Origin of the sequence: Bradyrhizobium oligotrophicum, from assembly GCF_051168495.1 — a bacterium.
Lineage (GTDB): Bacteria > Pseudomonadota > Alphaproteobacteria > Rhizobiales > Xanthobacteraceae > Bradyrhizobium > Bradyrhizobium oligotrophicum_A.
The window spans coordinates 126,909-151,268 of the sequence record NZ_JBNPVB010000003.1; the positions used below are offsets into that span (position 1 = coordinate 126,909).

Consider the following 24,360-nt stretch of genomic DNA (forward strand, 5'->3'; position numbering starts at 1 on the left):
GGGGAATGGCGCTCCCTAGGGAAGCAGGGAAAGTCAACAGAATCACTGGATTAGCAATCTGTTTGGGCAGAAATGGCATCATTGTTCTGCAAGGCTTTCCTGGAGGGTCACCCAAACGACCGATCGAGCTCGGCTCACCATCGCCTCGTAAATGATAACCAATCAGTGGCTCCTGAACGTCAATTGGGATAGAGCTGCAATTCGATCGCGCGCCCCGCCTGCTCGATCCGAACACCTGACGGATTGATCGAGGTCACCCGCCAGCCCTGATAGGTCTCGTTTTCGTTGACCCAAGAGCCTGGGCCACCTCCGATCTTGCTGAGCAGATAGGCCTTGCTCGTGCCGCCGTTGATCATGACGCCGCCGACCAAAAGGCCCGGGTCAGTCGCCACCGGGGGCGGCACGGCCACCGGCATCGGCGGTAGCGGCGCGGGTGGGGGCACGAACGGCTCGCGCGACTTCTGGAACACCGGATGGGCCAGGATCTCGGCATATCTCTCCAGCGGCTGCCGTCCGGCCACGCTCGCCATGCTCAGGGGCACCGACGCGTCCCAGGCCGCGCGGCCGGCGCCGGGGGCTTCTCCGCCGACGACCAGCGTCGCGAGTTTCGCTCCGAGCAGCAGGTCGAGACATGCCAGGAGCGCCAGCACGCCTGCCAGCAGCGTCACACGCGACAGCGCCCGCCTCCTCATTGGACGGCACCGTAGACGTCGAGCTGGGCCTGCAGCACCGGCTCTTCCGCCGTTCCGGGGCGCATGGCGGGCCCGCTCTTCAGCACCGCATTGCCGATGAAGAGATACGGCTTTGCGCTTTCGATGGCGTGAACTGCGCGCATGACGGCCGGCAAAGGTCCCGACAGGTCGATGCGCGCGCCACTGTACTTGATCTGGTCGACGATCCGGCCCGGCAGCGATTGAATTGCGCGGGACTGCGCACCGGCATTGCTTATGATCGTCTTCAGCTTGGTCTGCAGGTCGGCGGCAATCACGTTCTCGGTCGCACCGGTCAGGAACTCGCCGTTCTGGAGTTGCGACTGGGTTTCGGAGGCAAGGCCTTCGATGGCCGATGCCTGCGCCGCGATCGCGCTTAGCCGCGCCAGCAGCGCCTGCTGTTGCTGGATTTGTACGTCTCGCTCGGCGAACATCGCCGTGATCGGCGCCACGAAGCCCCAGAACAGCAGCGCGAGGATCGTGAGGTTGACCACGATGAACAGGCCGCGGCGTCCGAGTTCGTCCCTGCGCCTCGTCAATGCGCTCATGGCCCCACCTCCTTGAAGGCATCAGGCACACGAATCCTGGCCTGCAATGAAAAGCGCTCCCGGCTCTCGATCGGATCCATCGCCACCGGCGATGTCAGCGCGGCGTCGACGAACAGTTTCGATCCACCGAGCGTGTTGATCAGGCCCGGCGCCGCGGCCGAGAACCCGGTCATCGTGACCGATGCACTGCGCAGGTTCGGCCCCTCCACGAGCCGCAGTTCGGTCAACCAGGAATGCTTCGGCAGAATGCGGGAGGCTTCGTCCCAGACGTCGATCAATCCCGGCACTTCGCTACGCTGCAGCCGAAGACGCGACAGCGTCGTCCGCCGCTCCCGCAATTGATCCACCAGGGCGCGAACGCGCTCGGCGCCCTTGCGGGCCACGACGATCTCGGCATCGAGCCGGTCGAGCGTGGACTGTTGCCTGCCGAATGTCAGGACCGCGATGCCGAACCCAAGAAGCACCGCGAGCGCGCCGAGCATCGCGACGGCCACGGTCGAGGTCTTGCGGGCGGTCACAGGACGCGCCAGTCGGATCGACGGCGAGGCCTGATCGTCGCCGAACACGACGAAGTCGATCTGCGCGACGGCAAGCCCCAACTGATCAGCGGCCTGCTGCACATGAGGCCGCCGCGTCACCCATTGCCGAACCGCGATCCGGCCGTCAGGCGACGTGGCGGTCACGTGGTCGCAATAGATGTCCCCCGCCCTGAACGGGGTCCGGCGCAACAGGTCCTGCGGCACGATCGTGTCGATCGCGCCCTTCGCCTCGCGCGGCAGCACGAGATCGCGCGCGAAAACACTGTCCGCCGGCAGGCGCAGGCCGAGATCGACGTCGCGCCGATCCAGACCATGACGCTGAAGTATGGATGCGATCGCCGCCGTCACCTCGCCTGCCTGGGTGGTTTCGGCAGCCTCCACTCCTGAGCGTGGATCGTTCAACCGAATTCGGACCTCCATGTCGTCGCGATCGACCAGAAGTCTCGGCCGGCCGGCCGGCGCCAGCGCGGCCACGAAGCGTTGCGGCAGCAGATCGACCGCTTCCCGGCACCACCAGGCGAACGCCGATTGCGCCCAGTCGCGTGGACCGGCCGCACGAACCGTGGCCAGCAACGCTCCTCTGTCCTTGCTCTCAGGCATCGCTTGTTCCGCCGCCCTATCCCATGCGCGTCGCGCGCAGAACCTCATCAATCGTGGTCTCGCCGCGCCAGACCTTCCGGATGCCGGTCTCGTACATGGTCTGCATGCCCTGGTCGCGGGCGGCGCGCTCGATCGCGGTGTCCGACGCCTTGGCCAGGATCAGATTCTGGCATGCCTCGTCGATGACCAGCATCTCCGCAATGGTCGAGCGTCCGGAGAAGCCGACATCGCTGCAATCGGAGCAGCCGAGCGGCTGGCGAATGTCGGGCTGCGAAAGCGCACGAAGCCCGGTCACGGAGCGCTCGAAGCTCTCCGCCCAATAGGCGGCCTGCGGATGCTCTTGGGAACAACGGGGGCAGAGCCTGCGCACCAGGCGCTGCGCAATCACGCCCTTCAGCGTCGAGGACAGCAGATAGTTCTCGACGCCGATGTCGATCAGGCGGGTGATCGCGGACGCCGCATCGTTGGTGTGCAGCGTCGACAGCACGAGGTGACCGGTCAGTGAGGCCTGGATGGCGATGCGCGCCGTCTCGAGGTCGCGGATTTCGCCGATCATGATGATATCAGGATCCTGCCGGAGCATCGAGCGCAGCGCATGGGGAAACGTCAGCCCGATCTCCGACTGGACCTGGACCTGATTGATCCCCGGCATCTGGTATTCGATTGGGTCCTCCACCGAGAAGATCTTGCGCTCGGTGCTGTTGAGCGTCTTCAGCGCCGTATACAGCGTCGTGGTCTTGCCGCTGCCGGTCGGTCCGGTAACCAGGATGATGCCGTTGGGCTGCTGCAGCAGCGCCTGCAGCGTCGCGATATGCTCCGCGGAGAATCCGAGCTCGGCAAAATCCAGGCTGACGCGATTGCGGTCGAGCACGCGCAGCACGACGCTTTCGCCGAAGGCGGTGGGGATCGTGGAGACGCGGAAGTCGATGTCGATGCCGCGGACTGCGATCTTGATGCGCCCGTCCTGCGGCAGGCGCCGCTCCGCAATGTCGAGCTTCGACATGATCTTCACGCGTGACGTGATCGCGGCACGCAGGTCCACCGCGAGCACCTGGACAACGCGCAAGGCGCCGTCGATACGATAGCGGACGAGCACCTGATCGACATTGGGCTCGATATGGATGTCCGATGCCCTGGCCTCGACGGCGTTGGTGATGATCTGGTTCACGAGGCGGATGATCGGCGCCTCGCTTGCAAGGTCGCGCAGCCGCTGCACGTCGGATTCGTTGGCCTCGGCGCCGCCGGTCGCGCGCGCCTCCTCGCCGCGCGTCAGCGCCGGGTAGAGTGCCGCACAGGCCTTGTCGAAATCTGCCGCCGTGAACAGCCGGATGTCGACCGAAAGGCCTGTGAGGAATGCGAGCGCCCGGATCGGATCGTGGTTGAACGGATCGGTGACGCCGACGGCGAGCCGGCCGTCGCTGCAGAAGAGCGGCAGCACATGATTGCGCCACACGAACTCCGCTTCGACCAGCTCGGGCAGCACAACATCGATCGGGACCTGATCCGGACGCACCAGATCGAGCGCCAGGAATTTCGACAAGGCGGCGACCAGACCGGTCTCGGACACGAGGCCAAGCTTGGTCAGCACGGTGTCGAGCCTGTCGCCGGTCGTTTGCGCCGCCCGGCCGGCACGGTCGAGGCTCATGTGATCGACGATGCCTTCTTCCCGAAGGAAGTCGCCGAAGCCCTGCAACAGCGCGGTCCTGTCCATGTCCTGCATGGACCGGTGCAGCAGCGCGCGCGGCTGCTCGGGGCCCGCGGCGAAGGCCTCGTCCCGCTGCATTGCAGGCATTGCGCGTCCCGTCATCGCGTCCTCCAGCTCAGCACCCAATAGGGCTGCTGCGGATTCTCCGTCAGGCGCACCGCAACTTCGCCCACGACCACGCGCGACGCGTAGGAAAATTCGGTCCGGATCGTGAAGGCGCGGCCACGCAGCGCCGTCATCGGACTGCCTTCGGCGAGGCCCGATCTGGCGCTGTCGCGAGCGGCTACCGTCGCTTCGGCACTCTGCGCGGTCATCCCAGGCAGTGCGCGCAGCACCTCGCGCGGCGCCAGCTGCGGATCGACGAACTGCCGGCCCGAATGCACCGTGAGCGCCGGCGCGATCCGGGCGACGATCGAAGGTGTCATGTCCATGACCAGGAGCAGCTCATCGACGCTCTGGAACGGACCGTGACGGGGATGATAGGCGGCGTTGCGCGACGCATAGTCCCGGTCCTTGGCGCCGTTCAGGTGCTTCAGGGACGTTGCGGTTCGCCAGTCCACGATCTTGTCGGCCAGGCCGGCGGCAGCCTGCGCGTCCAGCCCTGCTGACAGCAGCAGGCTGTTCAGCATCGCCTCGTCGGTCTGATTGAGGTCGACCCGTCCCAGTTCGTCCTGAATCCGGATGCCGATCTGCGTCCCGTTGAAATCGAGCATGTAGAGGCGGCCGTCGGCGCGCCAGCGGCGGTCCGCCCTCGCATCGAGCAGACCGTCGATGGCGGCATTGACGCCGGCGTCGACGAGCGCATTCAGGCCGGCCTGCTCGATGCCGTTACGGGCAAGGCCATAGGACACGCTGCTCGACCATGACAGCGACAGCGCAATCGCCGTCAACAGCCCGAGCCCCCAGAGAACCGACAGTACCGGCATGTCACCCCCCTATCGCCCGCGACAGCGCATCGTGAGCGGGTCGTAGACGCAGGCCACGTCGGCCTGCACCCGCGGCGCGATCACGAGCTCCGGCCAGTGACGGGCATCGCCGGGACGCATCAGGACCCGCAGCCGGATCAGGCCGGGAGCCTCGCTCTGATCCTTCCAGCTCGTGCTCCAGGCCGCATGGACGTCTCCCGTAGCTCTCGCCGCATAACTGAGCTCGATCCGATCGATATCGGACACCAGCAGCGTCCGCTCGGTGTCCTGCCTCACCGCCAGTTCGGGTCGCGCCTGCAGGACGAGATCGACTCCGTCACGCTTGCGGTCGGCGAACAGCTTGAAGCGGAAACGGCCGGCCCCACCGGACACGGCCGGCGCATCGCTGAGGAACTCGAGGCTCTCGGCTTGGCCGTCGACATCGATCCGCCGTTGCGCCGCGCCTTCGCCCAGCATCATCGGATAGAGATTGCCGATCAGCCGCCGCAGCACGTCCTGCGCCGCGCGCTCGCGCTGGAACGATTCCGCGCGGGCGCTGCCGCTGCGCCAGGCCTGCACGCCGAATTTGAGATTATCGAACAGCAGCACGGCGAGCAGGCTGAACAGCGCCAGCGCAACGAGCACCTCGACCAGGGTGAAGCCTGCTTCGCGATCATCCATTCCGATTGCGTCTGGCGAAGTCATCGATCCTGCTCACTGCGACCTGGAGGCTCTGGGCCCGATGCGAAGCGTCGAGAGCGCATAGGAGCGCGGGTCCTGCCCTTGCTGCCAGCCGACCTGGACCGAGACCTGATACAGCTCGACCGGCCGCGCATCGCCGCTTTGTGCCGGTCGATAGGGCTGGATCGCGAGATGCCATTGATAGCCATTGGCCTCGGTGCCATCGCGTATGTCTGCGCGCAGCGGAATCACGCTACCGACCTGGGCCATGACCGACTGCGCCAGCGACACGGCGCCAGCCAGCCGTTCGGCCATTCCCGTTCGCGACAACCCGGTCGAGAGCAGGCCCATCACCAGGGTCAGGCCGAGCGACAGCATCGCCAGCGCAACGATGACCTCCACCAAGGTGAAGCCAGCCTCGTCGTCAGCCGCTGATGTCATCGCTGCCGCGACGGGCGTCATGGCTGCCAGCTCGTCACATTGGCATTGGCAGAGGTGTCATCCTCGCGTCCCTCGGGCCCGAGCGAGACGATGTCGTAGGCGCCGTGCTGCCCGGGAAATTTGTAGACATAGGGCCGTCCCCACGGATCGTTCGGCACCAGCGTGCCGCTGAGATAGGGGCCATTCCAGGTCGTCGCCGCGGCCGGCTTCTGCACCAGCGCACCGAGCCCTTCGGCTGCGGTCGGGTAGCGGCCATTGTCGAGGTGATAGAGGTCGAGCGCCGAGGACAGGCTGCGGATCTGGATCCGCGCCGTCTTGAGCTTGGAGTCGGAGAGATAGCTCAGCACGCGCGGGCCGACGAGACCCATGATCAGGCCGATGATGGTGATGACGACAAGCATCTCGACCAAGGTGAAGCCGGCCTCGCCATCGCGGCCTCTGCGTAAACGAAGCCGGAATTGCCCGCGCCACGCGGCCACCCGCAGTTTCACGACATCACGACATTGCATCCATCCCAGCATGCTCGTCCCCTCCCCTCAACACGTCGCGGCGGTCCGCACCGTCCCTGTCAGCCATTCGACACAGAGCCTGATATGATGCCCGTTCAACTCCAGGCTCAGATCGCCGCCGGTCGACGAGCCGTCCGGAAAGAACCGGAAGCCGCCCACGGCGGCGCCCACGCGCGTCGCGGCGGCATAGGTCAGCTTCGCCTGGATGTCCGGCGCAAAGGTACGCGGCCGGACGACGTCCGAGCTGAAGGTCCGGCGGTCGACGTCGATGGTCAAGGTCATCACGCGGTTCTGCACGATCGCAGCCGAGCGCGTCGCGCGCAGCGCCGACGCAATCTCGCCTGTCGCCGCATCGAGGCTCACCGTGCCGGCGCCGCGTGATAGCAAAGGGACGGCGGCGGATACCGTCAGCGCCAGGATGACGAGCACGGCAAGCATCTCGACCAGCGTGAAGCCGGCGCTCGCCTCGTCCCGTCCCAGTGCCGCCCGCGCGCTCATCGCCCCGCCAGATCATTGATACTGAGGACGGCGTTCATCACCGGCATGATCAGCGCGCCGATGATCAATGCGATGCCGACCGTCATCGCCGGCGTCAATGCCGCCATGAAACGATCGACGCTGGTCTGTAGCTGCTTCTCCAGCATCTGCGCCACGTGCAGCAGCATGCGGTCGAGCTTGCCCGCCTCCTCGCCGACCGCGATCATCTGCAGCGCCACGGCCGGCAAGGCGACCTCGTTGCGCAGCGCGCGGTGCAGCGCTGTGCCCTGCTGGATCCGCTCGATCGCCTGTTCCATGCCGGCGCGGAGATGACGGTTGTCGACGACGTCGCTCGCCGATTTCGTCGCTGCGATCAGCGGCACGCCGGCCATCAGCATGGTGCCGAGGGTACGGGCGAAGCGCGCGGTGTCCTGCTGCAGCAGGAAGCCGCCGAGCAGCGGCAGCCGCAGCGCGAGCCGGTCGAGGCGCCGGCGGCGACCGGGATCGGCCATGGTGAATGCAACGATGGCGCCGATGAGTACGACCACGGCAAGGCCAGCGATCACGATCTCGAGCCAGTGCTCCTTCAGCGCCAGCATCAGCTGGACGGTCAGCGGCACGGGCTTGCCGCTCTGGGTGAAGATCGGCGCCATCGACGGGATCACGCCGCCGACGATGATGCCGAGCGTGACGAGGCTCAGCACGATCAGCATCGACGGATAGATCAGCGCCGACTGGACGCGGGCGCGGATCTCTGCCCGCCGCTCCAGCAGCTCGGCGAGCTCGGTCAGCACCTGCGCCAGCCGGCCGCCGGTCTCGCCGGCTCTGATGACCGCGACATAGTCGGCGGGAAACACGCGCGGCTGCGCCTGCATCGCCTCCGACAGCGGCCGGCCATTGAGGATTTCGGCGAGCAGCGCCTCGACCAGGCTGCGCAGCCGCACGGCCGAGGCCTGCGTCTGCACGATACGCAAGGCGTCGTCCATCGGGATGTCGGCGGCGCAGAGCGTGGCGAATTCGCGGGTGAACGCCAAGAGGTCGCCGCGCTCGGAGCCACCGCCGAGCGTGATCTCGCGATTCCACCATGCCGTGCCGCCGCCGTCAGCAGAGTTCAATTGGAACGGTGACAATCCCTGCGCCCAGAGCGCGGCATCCGCGGCCGCGGCCGAGGCAGCCTCGATCGTCCCCTCCGCGAAGGAGCCGTCGGTGCCATAGGCGCGGTAGCGGAAGCGCGGCATCAGTCGAGGATCCTGCGTCCGGTGTCCTCGACACGCCGCCGCGCCGGCTGCCGGCGATGCGGGCCCTCGATCGCCATGAAGCGGCGATATTCGTCGGTCACGTTGCGCGCCTCATCGAGGCTGCGCATCACATGCGGACGGATCAGGATGATCAGCTCGGTCTTGCCGATGACGTTGTCGCGGCTGCCGGCGAAATTGCCGACGAACGGAATGTCGCCGATGATCGGGAGCTGGCTGCGGCCGGTGGTGCGGCTGTCCTGGATCAGCCCGCCCAGCACCAGCGCGTCGCTGTCATTGACGACCACCGAGGTGCGGATCTTGCGCTGCCGGATGGTCGGCGAATCGATGTTCGACGACGTCGTCGGCGCCACGCTCGACACCTCCTGCTCGATGTCGAGCAGCACGCGGCCGCTCTCATTGATGCGCGGGATGATCGACAGGATGACGCCGGTGTCCTTGTAGCTCACAGAATTGACGATCGGCGCGCCGGTCGTGAGGGTCGAGGTCGCCGATTGCGTCGTGATCGGCACCTGGTCGCCGATCTGCAGCACCGCTGGCTTGTTGTCCATCACCGTCAGCGACGGCGAGGAGACGATGTTGACGTTGGTGATCTGGTTCAGCGTATCGATGGTCGCGGCGATGTTGGCCGCGGTCAGCGCATAGGAGAAGCCGGGAAACACTGAGTTAACGGCTCCGGAGGCCGCCTCCGTCAGGGTGAATTTCGAGCTGTTCTTGCGCATGTACCATTGCACGCCGAAGCGCAGATCGTCGTTCAGGGTGACCTCGGCGATGGTCGCCTCAATCAGCACCTGGTTCGGCATCTGGTCGAGCCGCTCGATCACCTGCAGCACGCGCTTGTAGTCGGCCTGCGCCGCCTCGATCAGGATCGCGTTCTTGGCCTCGTCGGCGACGATGCGCAGCCGCGGCCCGTCAGCCTCGCCGTCGCGGACAGTGGGCGCAGCCGGAGCCGCCGCCGGCATGACGCTCGGCGCCGCAGCCGCCGGCGCGGCATTGCGCATGCCGCCGAAGCCGCCACTGGTCGCGCCGAGCCCGCCGGTGAAGGACGGCGACGACGATCCGGACATGCCGCCGCCGGAGGACGACGGCTGCGACTGTACGCTCGCCTCCTGATAGTTCGGCGCGACGGTGCGCCGCCCGGCCGTCGCGGTCTGCGTGTCCGTGGGGAACATCGACTGCAGAACGTCGACCAGCTCCTGGGCACGCCGGTTCTGCACCGCGTAAGTAAAAAGCTGCTTCTCGGATCCTTGCGCCTGTGCGTCGAGCTTGCGGATCCAGCTCTCGGCGCGGCGCAGATACGCAACCTGCGGCGAGATCACCAGGATCGAGCGCAGCCGCTTGTTGGGCACGAACTGCACCATGCCGGCCATCGGCCCGTCGCGGTCGGAGGCGAACACGCTCTTCAGCTCGGTCGCGATCGCGTCGGGCGCCGAGGTCTTGACCGGGATCAGCGCGAACGACATGCCCTTCATGGTGTCGACGTCGAACAGCGCGATCGCCTCCATCATCGCCGCGATCTCCTGGCGATTGCCGGACAGCGTGATCAGGTTGCGCGCATCGTCGACCCGCACCACCCCGCCGCGCGGCGCTATCGGCTCGACCACGCGCCGGATCTCGGAGGCCGAGACATATTTGAGCTGCACCACCTGCAGCCCATTGCCGACCATCTCGCCGCCATCGGCGACCTCGTCGGTGCGATACGCCGACGACACCGCCGTCTGGTCCGCCGCCACGATTCGATAGATGCCGCGGTTGTTGACCACGGCCGCATTGTTGGCCCGCAGCGCAGCCTGGAACAGATCGATGACCGCCGCCTGCGCCACCGGCCTCGGCGTCTGGATCGTGACCCGCCCCTCGATCCCCGGATCGACCGTGTACTTGACCCCGAGAATATCCCCCAACAGCGTCTTCGCCGCCTGCGGCACCGGCACCCCAGCGAGATTGATCGTGACGCCGTCGGCGACATCCTCCGACGCCCGCGACACCGCCCCCGTCGGCGGCTCACCGACGAAGCGCCCGCTGCCCTCGACCATGGTCGCCGGCCCGCCTTTGTTGTCATCGAGCAGCGGCGAACCCGACAGCTTGCCTCCACGCGCGCTCCCCGCCGGCGACCGCATCGCCGCCTGCGCCTGCGCGGCTCCGGCCTCCGCACCACTCGTACTCCAGGCGAACGACGACGTGCCCTCCTCCACCGTCTGGCACGCCGACAGCACCAGCACGACGGGAAGCGCCATCAACCCAATTCTGCGACCCCCGCCGAGCAAGACAATCACCCCGACCGATGCAACTCTGCAGCTCAACAACTAACAACTGCAGTTTAAGAGGTTTTGACCATCAGAGATACTGAACGCTGGATGCACGGCCGATTATTCAGACCTACGATACAACACTCTGCAAAAATCAGAGCGCAATACAGCCTTCAGGGCGCGCAACGAACAAGGGTAGCCCGAGCAATGACCGTCGGCGTAGAGTCCACCGCAATCCTTAACGACTTTATTGAAGCAATATCGGCCCCACACGACCAAATGCCATGTCCCCCTCCATGGTCAGGCTCAAGCACCACGAGTACCCAGGTCCAACAAAATAGTGATGCTGCGGGATATCGAGAATTGCCGGCAACACTTTCCTGAAGGATTCTAAAGACCCAAACAGCCCAAAGCTCGTCGCGCCATCGCCGACGTAAATAGCTGGGCCATCCAGCGAAAAACTCGATCGAACGCTGTCAAAAAAGCGGACAAATTGATCATGCTGCAAAAGAGGATCGCTTTCACATTGCTCAATCGCGCCCGCGACTCGCGTCCAATCAATCTTTGATCCGTTTACAGGAAACCTCTTTGAGATCTCACCAAATACCACACCGGAATCGGCAAGCTCACGAATAGCTCCTGCAGCAAGCTCACCTGTCAAAGCTTGCCTGAGATCGTCTTCATACGTGCTCACGGCCGCTCCTTAACAAATTGTCTTACGATCCGATCGACCATCGTTTGGCTCCCCTCGAAGGTAAACGTTTCTTTCTCCTTTCCGGACCAAGCATTAATGTGGGCACCATGCCGTTGATCAAACTCAACACGAAATCCTGACTTACCGTTTTCAGTCATCATGCCTATCGGTTTGCGTGCATTATCACCAAATTTTCCTATCGTTTGCCGCTCAGCAGCGAACCCACGCTGCTCAAGCCACCGAAGAGCTCCATTTCTTGCTTGATTGAAATCTTTAAAGGCGGGTGCGGCTTCCGTAGCTACCAGTCGTCCTGCGACCCTCGCGCCCGCAAAGCCAACTGCGGCCATTACTAGCATATCTTCGGGACCGGGAACAGCAGCTTGCATTCCCGTCGCGGCAAAACCGGTTAGGTTCATACCGAAATTGAGCATTTGATGATTGTAGGTACCGAAGGATGTTTGAACCGGACCGCCGAGCAAGGAGCAGAAAATCGCGCAGCGAGGCTCCGGCATTGGTGCGGCAGCACTTGCAGGCTGCTGAGCCGTCGGTGTCATTGTAACAACCGCACTAGCCCCTCCTCCACCGTAACCCAAAGCTGTCGCGTATTGCGATATATAGAAATCACCATAAATTCCGAGATTTCCCGCCCCACCTTGTGAACCCAACAGGTCGACGACGATGGGTCCCGGTACATTTGATCCGCCACTGTCAGACCCCGTTGAGCACCCGACGCAATAAGTTACAGATGAATCTCTCGGCTCCCGTGGCGTTGGCGCATCGACGGTTACCGGCGGCAGTTCACCCGTCCACTGAGCAACCTGATCACATGACGGCAAGTTCACCGTTTCAGTCCGCTCGCAGTCGATATATCCTGATGAATCAACGCGTTTGAGTGGCATATTGCTTGTATAGGCATATCGGTTCCATCCCTGGGTACTCGATGGTCGCGAGACGACAGGATCTGCGCTAGTCATACGAGCTAGGATGGGATCGTAGATCCGGCCATTCAGGTGGACCAGACCCGTAACTGAAAGCTGCTCTTCCCCTGTAAAGCCGCGCGTCGTCTGGCTGCTGATGCTGCCGGCTGTATCGTCCGTGCCATTCGCAAACCGCCGCTTGCCCCAGGCGTCGTACGACAACCGCTCTTGCACCACACCGTTCTCGTTGGTGATCACCGCGACCGAGCCGAGATGATCCTGATGTAGATATCGCGTCGACGACGTAGCTACGCCCCCTTGAGTCACCCGGATGCCAACCGTCGCCCCTCCGACCGACAGATAGTCGGTCCATCGCGCAGACGCTGTGCCGGGATTGCTGACTTCCGCGATCACGCCGAACGCCGCGATGTACAGCGTCGTTGTCTCCGGGGTCACCTGCTTGAAACGCTGATGGTCGGTATCGTCCAGGAACGAGATCGTGCGTGTCCCCTGCGTGATGCTGGCCGGCTTGTTGTAGGAGGTGTAGACGAGGCTGCGGCCGAGACCGGAGGTTTGGTTGCCATTGGCATCATAGGTAAAGGTCGTGCTGATCGATCCGCCGGAGACGCTCATCACCGCGTGCGGCTTGGCCGAGCCGGGCGCCGGATAGCTGTAGGTGCCAACGTCGGACTTTGTCAGCAGATTGCCGATTGGATCATAGGTGAAGGTCTTCGACAGCGGGGTCGGGGTCAGATTGACCGTCGACGATGTTAGCCGGCTCAGCACGTCATAGGTGAAGGTCTCGCTCAGATTGGTGTTGGCATCCGACCGCGACAGCGGGTTGCCGCGCCGGTCGTAGCTGTAGCTGAAGTTCTGCACGGAACCACCACTGCCAGTCGAGATGCCCGTCAGCCGCCCGGTCAGGGCATCGAAGCTGCGCGTCGTCGTCAGGCCATTGCCGACGGTGTCCTGCGTGATCCGCAGCTCGGCGTCCAGCGTGTCCGCCGTCCAGAAGGCCTGGCCGGTCGCATTGTCGAGCAGCTGGTTGGCATCGCCCAGGCTGGTGCGGCCATAACGGGCGGTGAAGCCCGAGGGGTAGCTAACGGCGCTCAGGAGCCCGTTGGCGTCATAGCTCGCCGCCATCGTATAGGTCGCGCCGTCGATCGTGGTCGCGACCTGCGCCGGCCGTCCGAGCGCGTCATAGCTCGCGGTTTTCGCATATCCGTTGCCCGGCCCTGCGGTGATCGCGGTCGAGGCGAGCTTGCCGATGCCATGCGCGGCCGTGTCGTAGACCCAGACCGAGGTCATGTCCGGCTCGACCGACTGCACCATGCGGTCGAGCTTGTCGTAGCTCATCGTGACCGTTTGGCCCTTGGCATCGGTCTGGCTGACCAGCAGCCCGAGCGTGTTGTAGGCGTAGCTCCAGGTACCGAGGTCGGGATCCGAGCTCGCGACCTTGTTGCCCCTGACGTCGTAGCTCGCGGTCACGACATTACCGACCGGGTCGGTGGTGCGCACGAGATTGCCGGCCGCATCGTAAACATAGGTCATGGTCTGGCCGAGCGCATCGGTCACGGACACGATGTTGCCCTGGCTGTTCCGCCTCACCGAGCGGGTCTGGCCGAGCGCATTGGTTTTGGTGACGCTCAGCCCGTGGTAGGCCACCTGCGACACGCTGCCGTCGGGCTTGGTCTTGGTCAATGCCCGGCCCAGCACGTCATAGGTGAACGATGTGTAGCGCGGCGTGCCGCCATTGACGAAGTACGGCCGGCTGGTCTGCGTCACCCGCCCCAGCGCATCGTAGCTGGTCGCCGCCCGGATCGTGCTGCCGTCGAAGCCCTGGCTGTCGCGTGCGATTTCGCGGTCGAGCATGTCGTAATAGACGATCACATACGGCCCATTGACCGTGGTCCCGCCCGCCGCATAGGGCGTCTCCTGGATCTGGTAGGCAGCGCCTGATGGGCAGGTCGCGGTTCCGCCATTAACCCCGCTGCAGATCAGGTAAGCCCACTTCGTCTGGGTTCCGTCGGGCCGGATCTCCTGCGTCTTGCGGCCGAAGCCGTCATAGCTCCAGCTCGTCGTCAGACCATTCGGCCCGGTCTGGCTGGTCGGCTGCCCAGACCGCGCATCGTATTGCACGCTCTCGGTCTGCCCCAGCGCATTGCTGTTCGAGGTTGCAAACTGACCGCGCGAATCATAGCTACCCGCGCTGCTGCTCGTGACGATATCTACCCCGCTGACCGTCGTGGTCAGCACATTGCCGAAGCTGTCGCGAGCGTAGTCCGTTTGCAGCCGGAACGCCGGCGTATCCGGCTCGACCACCTGTTGGATCAACATCCCCGTGGCGGCGTCGTACGCAAACGATGTCGCTTGCGTAACCGTGCTCGCGGCCCAGCTTGGGCTACTCGCGAGCATCGAGGCAAGCGCCGCACAAACAACTCTACTTTTGATTGCATTTCTCATGGCGCCAACCCCCAAGTCGCCGAACCAGTCAAATTGAACCGTTATCGTCCCAACAAGGACACAACTCTCCCACGGCCGCGTGCGCCATGGCGCGCGGCCATCATCTCCCCACATTTTTGGCTAGGGCGTCGCGCTCGTTGCGACCGACCTGGTCAGCCGCCCCAGATACCAGAGCGTTGGATCATTACTGTAGGTGTTGACTGTCGTCTTACTGAACCCATCCGACGTCGACACAGCAACCTGCGTCACATTACCGTACGTGTCATACTGGTTCGATGTCGTCACGCTCGGCAGCGCAGAACCATCCAGATCCGAACCACTCGATACGGCTTGCGAGAGCTGCACGCTATACGGCGGGCTGCCGGTCGACCAGCCGACGGCCTGTGGCTGCCCAGAGATCAGAACAGTCGATGTCGCGACATAGCTGAGGCTCTTCTGACCGATCGTCTGCGAGCCGAGCGAACTCGTCACGGATGACACCGTCCCAGTATAGGGAAAGTCCTGCCGATACGTGGTCGTGCCGCTGATGCCGGTCTGCTCATCCCGTACCGTCATCTGACGGAAACCGAGCATACCACGACCGGTCAGATCAACTTTGGCGCCAGCGTAGGTGTAAGTCGTACGAGAGACCCCGCCGATGCCATTCGAGCTATCGGCGCGCGAGACAACATACATCGGCCCCTGAAGATCGACCTGGGGATAGGACGCATCGCTATCCTTCGCGTAAACACTCGAATTCGTGAGCGGCTGATACGTGATAGCGATGTTGGCACCCGTGCCGGTCGTGATCGACGTCATCAGGTCGCCAATCGGCCCATTGCTGGTGAAGGCGTATTGATAGGGATATCCGGTCCCATCGATCAGGATGAACTCCGATCGTCCATCACCATTGAAATCACCTCGGATCGGAATGTAGCCCGTAGGCGTCGAGAATCTCAGACCGTTCGGCAGAGTTTGCGTCTGACCCGTGAAAGTCCCATCGCCGTTGTTTAAGAAGACGTACTGATAGGGATAGCCGTTGGTATCGACCAACAGGTAATCCGTTTTACCATCTCCATTGAAGTCGCCAATGACGGGAACCTTTCCCGTATTCTGAGCCATGTTCCAGGACCATCCGTTTGGCAGCGTCTGCGTTTGTCCGACAAACGTCCCATCACCTTTGCCGACGAAGACATACTGATAGGGATAGCCACCTCCATCGATCAGAATGTAATCGGTCGTGCCGTCGCCGTTGAAATCGCCGGTGATCGGAATGAGCTTGTAGCCCGATCCTGATGTCGTATTGAAGTTCCATCCGTTCGGTAGCGTTTGCGCCTGACCGGCGAAGGTCCCATCGCCATTGTTCAAGAAGACGTACTGGTACGGATTGCCGTTGGTATCGATCAGCAGATAGTCCGTTTTACCATCGCCATTGAAATCACCCATGACTGGAATGTATTCGTGCGGCGTAGGCGGCGATGGCGCTGCCCCGTACCCGGCCGTCTGCGCTGTTGAAACGGAAACCGCTGACGCGAAATTCCAACTATTTGGCAACGTTTGAGTTTGTCCAGCGAACGTTCCGTCACCATTGCTGATGAAAACGTATTGATAGGGGTAGCCACTACCATCGATCAGAATGAAGTCGGACCTCCCGTCTCCATTGAAGTCGCCAGTGATTGGGATGAGCTGGTAGCCAGATCCAGATGTCCCGTTGAAGCTCCAGCCGTTCGGCATGGTCTGCGTCTGGCCTGTAAAAGTGCCATCCCCATTGCTCATAAACACATATTGGTAGGGATAACCATGGACATCAACGAGGAGAAAATCTGTCTTGCCGTCGCCATTGAAGTCACCCGCTATCCGCAGGACGCTGTCGGGCGTGCTGAAATTCCAGCTGTTCGGCAATACCTGGGTTTGCCCGGCAAAGGTTCCATCACCATTGTTCAGAAAAACGTACTGATAGGGATAGCCATTCGCGTCGACCAGCAGATAGTCCGCCTTACCATCACCATTGAAGTCGCCGACGATCGGAATCATGCCTGGATGCTGCGCAAGATTCCAGCTCCATCCGTTAGGAAGAGTTTGAGTGTTCTCAGAAAAAGCGCCATTGCTCGCGCCCGCTTGCCAGCCAAGGGTCGTCGCCGGCAAGCAGCTTCCGTCTCCGGCACACATCTTCAAGGAAACAAGCTCGCTACGCTGGCTCGACCCGCCCTGCTGGTAGGCCAGCTGATAGTCGCTCACGAGACCGGACCCAACATATGTCTTGACGTTAGTCAGCCGATAGGGGAGCTGCAACCGGGAGCCGGCCCGGTAAGATGGTTCGAAATCGGGACGTGCCCCGTAAACGAACTGCACCGAATTGTAGGGCGCTGTTCCTGCTACGGCGTTGCCAGTGTAATCGATACGCAGCGGATATGCCTGCCCATTTGACGCGTCGGCGATGTACGTGACCGAGAAATAGTTCGTCTTGCTGTCACTGACCTTGTCGAGCCACCACATACTTGCGGTTGCCTTGCCCTGGGCCAGCACCTGGGAATCGGCCGTACGGCCGTACTCCATTGTTTTCCCTTCCCTCGTGTGCACCTCAAACCAAGCGGGACCATTGCCGGCAGCGCCGTGGGAGACGATCTTGGAATAGGACTCGATCTCGGTGCGATACTCCGTCCCATCAGCACCGTACGCTCCGCTGATCGCGACGAGCCGCCGCCCATGCAGGCAAAATCGGTCATTGGCGTCATAATTGACTCCACCCCGCACACCATCTTGCGCGACCGTCCTTGGACAGCGACCGATTGCCGATAAACCACCCAGCGACCAACCAACACCGAGCAGCCCGTTTCCTCCTTGACTATTGTAGCTCAACGACAGAGACGGGTTCATGCCGACCGTTCCCGGCGGCAACGCGATAGGAATGGAGTAGCTGGCTGCCCCGGCCTGGCTGACCGAGAATTGACCTGGGAGCGACAAAGCTCCTGCACAACTTAAGGCTGTATTCGAGATACAAAAAATTGCGGCTAAGCCGGCGCTCGCGATTTCTATTATGGGCCCACGCACGCCAATGCCTCGACCAAACCGAGCCGAATTCCCAAACATCACTGCCCCCGCAGTATCTGCACAATTCAAAACATAACGGACATCATTCGCGTCTGACGATCAACGAACATTGGAACTTATTCACAGCATAAAGATGAAGCCCAACTACAGCTACAACCAGATTCCGCGGCTACACCAAGTTTCTCCTAACGCGTGCATCGAGAGACGGAGTCGCGTGCCACAGCAACACTTCCGCGCCGCTCGTCGCCTCGTAGAGAAACTGTGTGAGGGTGTCCGGCTTGAGATTCCCGCGGAAATCGTTGCACACATCCCAGCAACAGAAATGCCAATGCCGCAGCGCGTAATCTCGTGCGCGATAGAACATCGGACGAACGGTTGAATGCCAAAAACCATCATGCGCGAGTTATAACTAAACACTACTTTTATGTGATTTCACCGCAGCGCACCTCAGATCAAGACCCTCAAAATTGCTCCCTGTTTTGTCTGGGATCGGTTCTGTGTGTGACCTGCCACTGAAGTTTCATCCAGCGGCGTTTAGAGTCCGAGTGAGTTTTGCAGCGGACTCCTTGCCTCCGCGTTGAGCGCCGCGGTTATCGCTACTGCGCGCGGTGCTCATCCCTCGGCGGCCTGAAGTGCTGGGCTTCTCGCATAGCCTTGAAATTTGGCGAACCGCCCATGAGCAAGGGTCTGACGTAGAGGGAGTCAGTCAACTGCCATTGAAAGCAAAAGGCCATTTGAGGCCACAGGGCACAAAGCTACAGGCCGGCCCTATGATGCCAGCGGAGGTGGTCAGCGGATGACTGACGGTCGGCTCAGCAACTGTGGCATCGGGTTAATCCCGTGAAGAATGCGGTTCAACTCCGGCGCCAGGCGCTGCATCACGTAGAGTGATCCTTCCGGCGTCAGGTGGAGCTCGTCCCACACTATCGGTGTCTCATCATCGGCCTTGAGCGGGCACTCCTTGTCGCGGCAGACGGCGGAGAGCACCGAGATGAACTGCACGGTTCGATGGTGACCAGCGATCTCCTTCAGGTGCGCGTCAACGGTGAAACTTGCAGGCATCACTTTCAACATCGCGCCCGTTGGAAAATGTGTGCGCTCGTAGTTCACGAGGCTGGTTGCCAGCGGGGCGGTAAACTCCAGCGACGGACCTAGCATCAGCACGGGAACCCCGGCAGCTTCAGCGGCCGAAAGGGTCGACTCCAGGTAGACTTCGAACTTGCTGATCGGTACTTCCCTGCCCTCCTGGAGCTCGGCGTCGGACGGCCCAAGGGCAGCCCAGTAGTAGCGCCAATTGCCGGAGAGAATGACCGCTGTGACGCGATGGTCGCGCAGCGCGTCACGAAAAGCGGCGTTGATCTCGTCGCAGTTCTGCGACGACGGCTGATGCAGAGCGAGGAGCGGCGCGCAAGCGCCAGAGGTCAGCTGCAGCAGGTTGAATCGTCCCGGGTCCAGATGATTGCGCAGAGCCCATGCGTAGTGCGCGGCAGCGCTGTCACCGAACAGGAGGATGTTCTGCTTGTCGTCCACCGGCGTCAGGCACTCGTCGTGCCGATAGTGGGCGAATGGCTCGCTGGGTTGGAGGAAGCAGCTGGATATCCGATAGAACGGCGCCATCGCCTCGACGTTGTAGCGCAGCATCCGTTGAGCCGTTTGTGGAAAGCGGTTTGGAAAACCACCCTTCGAAAAACCCGCCACGCCCATGACGAGCAGAATTGTCGCGGCGGTGGCGATCCAGCCCGAGCTCCTGAGTCCGAACCAAACTGGTCTGCCGCGTGCCGGCGCTTCCACGAGCCGATACGAGGCGTAGGCAAGTCCGAGCGAGCACGAGAGCAGCGCCGCGGTGGATATTGGACCGGCCCATGTGATTGGGATGGCAACGGTGCCCATCACGAATACCGGCCAATGCCAAAGGTACAACGAATAGGAGATCTTGCCCAGGAACAGGCCCGCGCGCTTGAAGGGCAGCGATACTGGCTGCCCATCCTCGCGATTGAAGGCTGTGATGAAGAACGCCGCACCGAGGCATGGGGCCAGCGCATTGAGGCCCGGAAATTTGGTCGCTCCCGTGAACATCACGGCGGGCCCCAGCATCAGCAGCGTGCCGGACACCGCCAGCATCCATCTCCATCTGAGATCGGCGGGCGACCAGCGATCGAGCAGGAACGACAAGCTGCCGATCAGGAACTCCCACCCGCGTAGCGCCGACAGATAAAAGGCTGCCGACGCAGAGGTCTTGATCAGCAATTCGTCGGCGATGCAGAGCCCGAGCGTACCCGTCAGCAGCAGGATCAGCGATACGGGCCTGGTAGGGTTGCGAAACAGTTTGCTCCAGAGAACGGTGACGAGCGGAAATAGAAAATAGAACTGTTCCTCCACCGACAACGACCATGTGTGGATCAGAACCTTGCCGACGGAGGGCAGGTCGAAGTAGCCGGACTGGAGCCAGAAGAAGATGTTCGAGGAAAACAGAATCGTGGACACGGCGCTGCCGAAGAACATGCGGTAGTCCTCGGGAGGCGCCAGGAACCAGGCCACGATGCCCGTACCGAGCACCATCACGTAAAGGGCCGGAAGCAGCCGGCGCGCACGACGGTCGTAAAAGGCCAAGAAAGAGAAGCTGTCGCGATGAATTCCAGCCCAGATCAGCCGGGTGATCAGGTAGCCGGAGATGACGAAGAAGATGTCGACACCAACGAAGCCACCTTGAAAACCCGGGATGCCGTAGTGGAAGCCGATAACCAGAATGACGGCGATTGCACGCAAGTAATCGATGTCAGCCCGGAACGGGAGCCCGACACCTCCGGTTGACTGTTCGATTGCCAAGGTATCCTGCTCATGTATTCCCGTAATTCTACGGTGAGTGACATGAACCCGAACCGACAGCAATAAAATGAAACCGATGGAAATACACAACCAGTGGGCACTGTTGCAGTTGTGCGACAGTCACGGTTGCAATAAGGCATGACTCGCGCGAAAGGGCGTGGTCATCGCGGCTTTGTTGCGGGATGGACGATATCTGTGGGTCCAGGCAGTGTTCGCGGACGTTTTGAGCGTGTAGGGTGTTGCGGTCCTGAATTCGCTGATCGCGGTCAAAGCGTCCCAATGATGCCCGTACTTTGCAGAGCTCGGGTACAAGGAAGCTCCGCCGGGCGAGCGCCGAGCTCAGCCCCCGTCCCGCATCGCAGCGAAACCGCAACGGCTGGAGCGTTTCAACGGCATACGCGGCCGCATCGTCCGTCCCATCAGCCTCGTTTGCTCGCGTGAAACAGTTCAGCCAGCGTGGCATCGAGCGCAATCGCAAACCCGGCTCAAGGTGTCGAGCCGAACATCGAGCTTACTTGCCTCCAGCTCGCTGATCAGCGCCTGCCGGAGACCAGCCGCGTTAGCCAGTTCCTCTTGTCAAGCTTTTGCCAAGCCGAGACGCCGCAAATCGCGCGCCAAGATCTGCCGCGCGGCATGAATGTCCCGTCGAACCATGAAGCATGGAGACACATCAGAAGCGCTCGCCATATATACGTAATTGCGTATATTCAAACTGATATCCTCAGAGCGGAAAGCCTCGGCTGTGGCACGAACGCAGCTCTGAAACTGTGCAACGGCGCGGCCGAACCTGATCGCGTGGGAGAAGCGCGATGCCAAATAGCCCTTCCGGCGGGACCATTGCGGTGACGGCGATCGAGCACCACAACATTGTCATCACCGTTGCGAGCTTGATTCAAGAACCCGAGAACTCGCAGTCATCCGCAGCCTCCGCGACATTCGTCACAATGATTTTGGGAGGGCCACTTGCCGGCCAGAGATCGGAGGACCGGACTTGGAGCATGATAATCTGAGATCACGCTGGTGCGGCAAGTCGGGTTGCCGATCTCGTTGCTGAACAAGAAGCCACAAGCCGGGCGATTCTGCGAGCACCATTGAACCCGTTGGTTGAGAGCACTGTGCGCGGATTCGCAACTATCAATACCGACATTCCCGGGAGGTTGCGATTCGACTACGGCAACCAGAGGTTGGCACTGCCTAGGGAAGAGTGAAAAAGCCAACAATTCAAGGCGTTTGCCAATTTTCCAGCCACGAGTTCCGCCACTGAGCCACAACGGCTATTTCGGCGATTGGCAAACAGATTCGCTCGGCGATCTCACCCGGTTTGCCGCAACTCCGGCCCAGGCGCAGGCAACCTGCGACGCAGCGGATCTCAGCAGACTGCTGTGCCCTCAGCCCTCCTCCCGGATCCATGGCTCTTGAGCCCTTCCGGCGCCTCTGGGGGCTTCAACGGAGTTTGGTTTGGCGACAAGACACACCCGCCAGAGCCGCTTCAGTCTCCTAGACCCGCGCTACGGCCTTAGGGATATGGTCAGGGGCATTGAGGCGAGACGCCAAGTCGGATGAAATTTCGTTTCAGACTCGACGGCCTCGCCCCGCGCTCTGCCTGGCGTGGATCATCTGCCGACCCCGCACCGGTCAGAACCGGTCAGGAGGCTCTGGAGTCCGACAGCCGCGATCACCTCTTTCCCCGACGGCCACCCAGCACATGCAGGTATCGATTCCGGAGCTCAATGATCGCCGACCGATCGAGCTCACCCCGTCTGAAGCGTTGGCGCAGCTCAGCACGTTCTTGATCCGGAAGCGCGGCTACCAATTCCCAACCTTCAGCGACGTCGTCGAAAAGCCCCACGATCGCCGGATCCAGCCGAGCCTCGTCGTCCTGGAGCTGGTTAAGCCGATCGTGCGTCACGCCGATGGCGTTCGACCAACCATCAGGTGCATAGGCCGCTGGTGGAGGGGGTCTGTTTTTATCTAGTTCTTTATAGGCAGGTCCCTTAGGGCCCCGCGGCGAGTCTTTATACGCAGGTCCCTTTTGGACCCGCGGAGCCGCAGGTCCCTTTCGACCCCGCGGACGCAACGACTTATCCACAGGCACAGGCACGTCATGGACGACATAGTCGAGCTCGCCGAACCGGTGTCCGTCGACGAATCGTTGCGCTTCGCGGGCGACATAGCCGGCGGCGATTAACTCTCGAAAGATGCGCTGCAGCTTCTTGCGGCCAACAACCAGGGTCCGCCCGACGTGATCCAGGCGGACGTGCCATTTGTGGGGACGCGACAGCAGATAGCCGAGCACGCCCTTCGCCTCGACAGATAGGCGGGGATCCGCGAAGACAGCGTTCGGGACAATGGTGAATTGCGCTCTGTGCTCGCGACGGACGATCGTCACTGGCGGCCGACCATCCAGGGGTGTCCGTCCAGATCCTTGCAAGCTTCAGCCAGCCGGGGGCACCCCACTCTCCCTGCAGGATGACGCGCGAGGCTCACATGAGTATTCGCCTCGTTCAGGAGTTTGCCGGATCTCGCATTCGCCGTTCTGCGCAACTCACTCCTGCATTGGCCGCGCGGCAACATAGGCCATTGTGCCATAGCCATTGCGGGCTGGTATATCGCCGAATCTTCGCTGTGCTACGCCACTATGCGTTCGGGATGTCCACGTCCAACCGAGGGATATGAACAGCATCAGCCAGATTGAAGGTAGCCGGAACGAGGCCGGTGCGTAGAAGGTGAGCGGGCAGACCAACAGCCGCGTCGGTGGCCGGCCGAGCTTCAAACTACGGCGCGCGTACTGCTCGAAGAGGGATCGACTTACTGCCTTGCCGGCTCGCCAATCGCAATTCCAAAGCGTTCAGGATGGCGGCTTCAGCAGATCAGAGGGCTCAACGCCCAGCGCTACAGCCAGCGCTTGGACGTTATCGAGTGTGAGATTGATCACCCCTGCCTCAATTTCGCTGATGTGCGGCTGGTCGAGCTCGGTGAGCTCGGCCAAGCGTTCTTGGCTAAACCGTTTTGCTTTGCGAAGCCGCCTAACATTCTCCCCGAGAACGCTGCGCGCCGCCTTTGGGTCCGACCAGTTCATCTGGACGGTAGGACCAAAGCAGGGCTGGAAATTCTATAGGTTATAACCTATAATACGAAAATACCGCCATCTCCTTTTAGAGTTGTCGGGCGGATTCCGAATTGGGGGTATGCCCCTGGAGTTCGGAGACAGAGCGATGATGCAGAGGCGCGAAACTCAAAAAGTCAGCCTCTCGAGGAGACCGAGGGCCGGCACAACGGCCCTGCAACAACAGGCAACACCAGCGCGGGCGAATCTTAATCACCATCGGAATCGCACGGCCACGCGGCTAGGGGCAATACACGGCTGTGAGGCGGTGCGCCGCCCGCGGCTTTCTCGGAGCTCAAATGGACACGCGAATATCGTTTAACAATCTTGATTCTGTGACGTCGTCGGACCAAGACGCTGGTCTCACGGCTCTTGAGCAACAGCTTATTGCGCTGGCGGCAGAACTCGATCGCAGCGTTTCCGACCTATCGGAGCGAGCTGACGAGTACGTTACGGCCCATGACGAGGCGTTGCTGGCCCGCCTTGATCCCATCGAACGGGCGATCATGGAAACGCCTGCCAACACTTTGAAAGGCCTGAGCATAAAGGCGCGCCATTTGGCCTACGTGCTGTCGGAGTATTGGGAAGCTCCCATTGATCAAATCGAGTGGCAGGGGCGAGCGATACGTCTCCTCATAGAGGCGATCTGCAAAATGGCGCACGCGCCTGTGCACATTAGGCAGCCTAATTCGGGCAAATAGAGCCGC

At 62.1% G+C, this 24,360-nt stretch carries 19 protein-coding genes; 1 reads left to right on the forward strand and 18 read right to left on the reverse strand.

Translation table 11 applies throughout. From position 1 onward, the window contains the following. Nucleotides 1–179: 179 nt before the first annotated feature. From ACQR1B_RS07285 to ACQR1B_RS07370, 18 genes are all read right to left on the reverse strand, one after another. Nucleotides 180–692, reverse strand: a complete 513-nt coding sequence (locus ACQR1B_RS07285; RefSeq protein ID WP_434836703.1) for a hypothetical protein — start codon at nt 690–692, stop codon at nt 180–182. Then, nucleotides 689–1,258: a type II secretion system protein GspM gene (gene gspM / locus ACQR1B_RS07290; protein ID WP_434836702.1), complete on the reverse strand. Its 570-nt coding sequence runs from the start codon at nt 1,256–1,258 to the stop codon at nt 689–691. The genes ACQR1B_RS07285 and gspM overlap by 4 nt, the downstream gene beginning before the upstream one ends. Beyond that, complete coding sequence (locus ACQR1B_RS07295) at nt 1,255–2,397, reverse strand: PilN domain-containing protein (RefSeq protein WP_434836701.1); 1,143 nt, start codon at nt 2,395–2,397, stop codon at nt 1,255–1,257. The genes gspM and ACQR1B_RS07295 overlap by 4 nt, the downstream gene beginning before the upstream one ends. A 16-nt stretch (nt 2,398–2,413) precedes the next feature. Further along, entirely contained in the window at nt 2,414–4,204 is a 1,791-nt protein-coding gene (locus ACQR1B_RS07300; protein ID WP_434836700.1) for a GspE/PulE family protein, read from the reverse strand. Further along, nucleotides 4,201–5,028, reverse strand: a complete 828-nt coding sequence (locus tag ACQR1B_RS07305; protein WP_434836699.1) for a general secretion pathway protein GspK — start codon at nt 5,026–5,028, stop codon at nt 4,201–4,203. Before ACQR1B_RS07305 ends, ACQR1B_RS07300 begins: the two co-directional genes overlap by 4 nt. Nucleotides 5,029–5,037: 9 nt before the next feature. Then, entirely contained in the window at nt 5,038–5,712 is a 675-nt protein-coding gene (locus ACQR1B_RS07310; RefSeq protein ID WP_434836698.1) for a prepilin-type N-terminal cleavage/methylation domain-containing protein, read from the reverse strand. Nucleotides 5,713–5,721: 9 nt separating this feature from the next. Continuing rightward, nucleotides 5,722–6,150 (reverse strand): type IV pilus modification PilV family protein, encoded by a 429-nt coding sequence (locus ACQR1B_RS07315; RefSeq protein WP_434836697.1) that lies wholly within the window; start codon nt 6,148–6,150, stop codon nt 5,722–5,724. Continuing rightward, nucleotides 6,147–6,650: a type II secretion system major pseudopilin GspG gene (gene gspG, locus ACQR1B_RS07320; protein WP_434836696.1), complete on the reverse strand. Its 504-nt coding sequence runs from the start codon at nt 6,648–6,650 to the stop codon at nt 6,147–6,149. Before gspG ends, ACQR1B_RS07315 begins: the two co-directional genes overlap by 4 nt. Before the next feature lie 15 nt (nt 6,651–6,665). Then, a complete protein-coding gene (locus tag ACQR1B_RS07325) occupies nt 6,666–7,136 on the reverse strand; it encodes a GspH/FimT family pseudopilin (protein ID WP_434836695.1) in 471 nt (156 codons plus the stop codon). After that, on the reverse strand, nt 7,133–8,353 hold the full coding sequence (locus tag ACQR1B_RS07330) for a type II secretion system F family protein (protein ID WP_434836694.1): 1,221 nt from the start codon (nt 8,351–8,353) through the stop codon (nt 7,133–7,135). Before ACQR1B_RS07330 ends, ACQR1B_RS07325 begins: the two co-directional genes overlap by 4 nt. After that, nucleotides 8,353–10,605 (reverse strand): type II secretion system secretin GspD, encoded by a 2,253-nt coding sequence (gene gspD / locus ACQR1B_RS07335; RefSeq protein WP_434836693.1) that lies wholly within the window; start codon nt 10,603–10,605, stop codon nt 8,353–8,355. The genes ACQR1B_RS07330 and gspD overlap by 1 nt, the downstream gene beginning before the upstream one ends. 259 nt (nt 10,606–10,864) lie before the next feature. Next, nucleotides 10,865–11,311, reverse strand: a complete 447-nt coding sequence (locus ACQR1B_RS07340; RefSeq protein ID WP_434836692.1) for a hypothetical protein — start codon at nt 11,309–11,311, stop codon at nt 10,865–10,867. Beyond that, nucleotides 11,308–14,691 (reverse strand): RHS repeat-associated core domain-containing protein, encoded by a 3,384-nt coding sequence (locus ACQR1B_RS07345; protein ID WP_434836691.1) that lies wholly within the window; start codon nt 14,689–14,691, stop codon nt 11,308–11,310. Before ACQR1B_RS07345 ends, ACQR1B_RS07340 begins: the two co-directional genes overlap by 4 nt. Before the next feature lie 120 nt (nt 14,692–14,811). Further along, the gene (locus ACQR1B_RS07350; RefSeq protein ID WP_434836690.1) at nt 14,812–17,634 is read right to left on the reverse strand and encodes an FG-GAP-like repeat-containing protein; all 2,823 of its coding nucleotides are present in this window, start codon (nt 17,632–17,634) and stop codon (nt 14,812–14,814) included. An 876-nt stretch (nt 17,635–18,510) separates the two neighbouring features. Beyond that, nucleotides 18,511–20,547: an acyltransferase family protein gene (locus tag ACQR1B_RS07355; protein WP_434836689.1), complete on the reverse strand. Its 2,037-nt coding sequence runs from the start codon at nt 20,545–20,547 to the stop codon at nt 18,511–18,513. Between the two features lie 447 nt (nt 20,548–20,994). Next, nucleotides 20,995–21,114, reverse strand: a complete 120-nt coding sequence (locus ACQR1B_RS07360; RefSeq protein ID WP_434871456.1) for a hypothetical protein — start codon at nt 21,112–21,114, stop codon at nt 20,995–20,997. Between the two features lie 1,108 nt (nt 21,115–22,222). Next, the gene (locus ACQR1B_RS07365; protein WP_434836688.1) at nt 22,223–22,936 is read right to left on the reverse strand and encodes a hypothetical protein; all 714 of its coding nucleotides are present in this window, start codon (nt 22,934–22,936) and stop codon (nt 22,223–22,225) included. 459 nt (nt 22,937–23,395) lie between these two features. Beyond that, nucleotides 23,396–23,626 (reverse strand): helix-turn-helix domain-containing protein, encoded by a 231-nt coding sequence (locus ACQR1B_RS07370; RefSeq protein WP_434836687.1) that lies wholly within the window; start codon nt 23,624–23,626, stop codon nt 23,396–23,398. A 326-nt stretch (nt 23,627–23,952) separates the two neighbouring features. Here ACQR1B_RS07370 and ACQR1B_RS07375 point away from each other — a divergent pair, with 326 nt between their 5' ends. Beyond that, on the forward strand, nt 23,953–24,354 hold the full coding sequence (locus ACQR1B_RS07375; RefSeq protein ID WP_231327512.1) for a hypothetical protein: 402 nt from the start codon (nt 23,953–23,955) through the stop codon (nt 24,352–24,354). Nucleotides 24,355–24,360 lie beyond the last annotated feature (6 nt).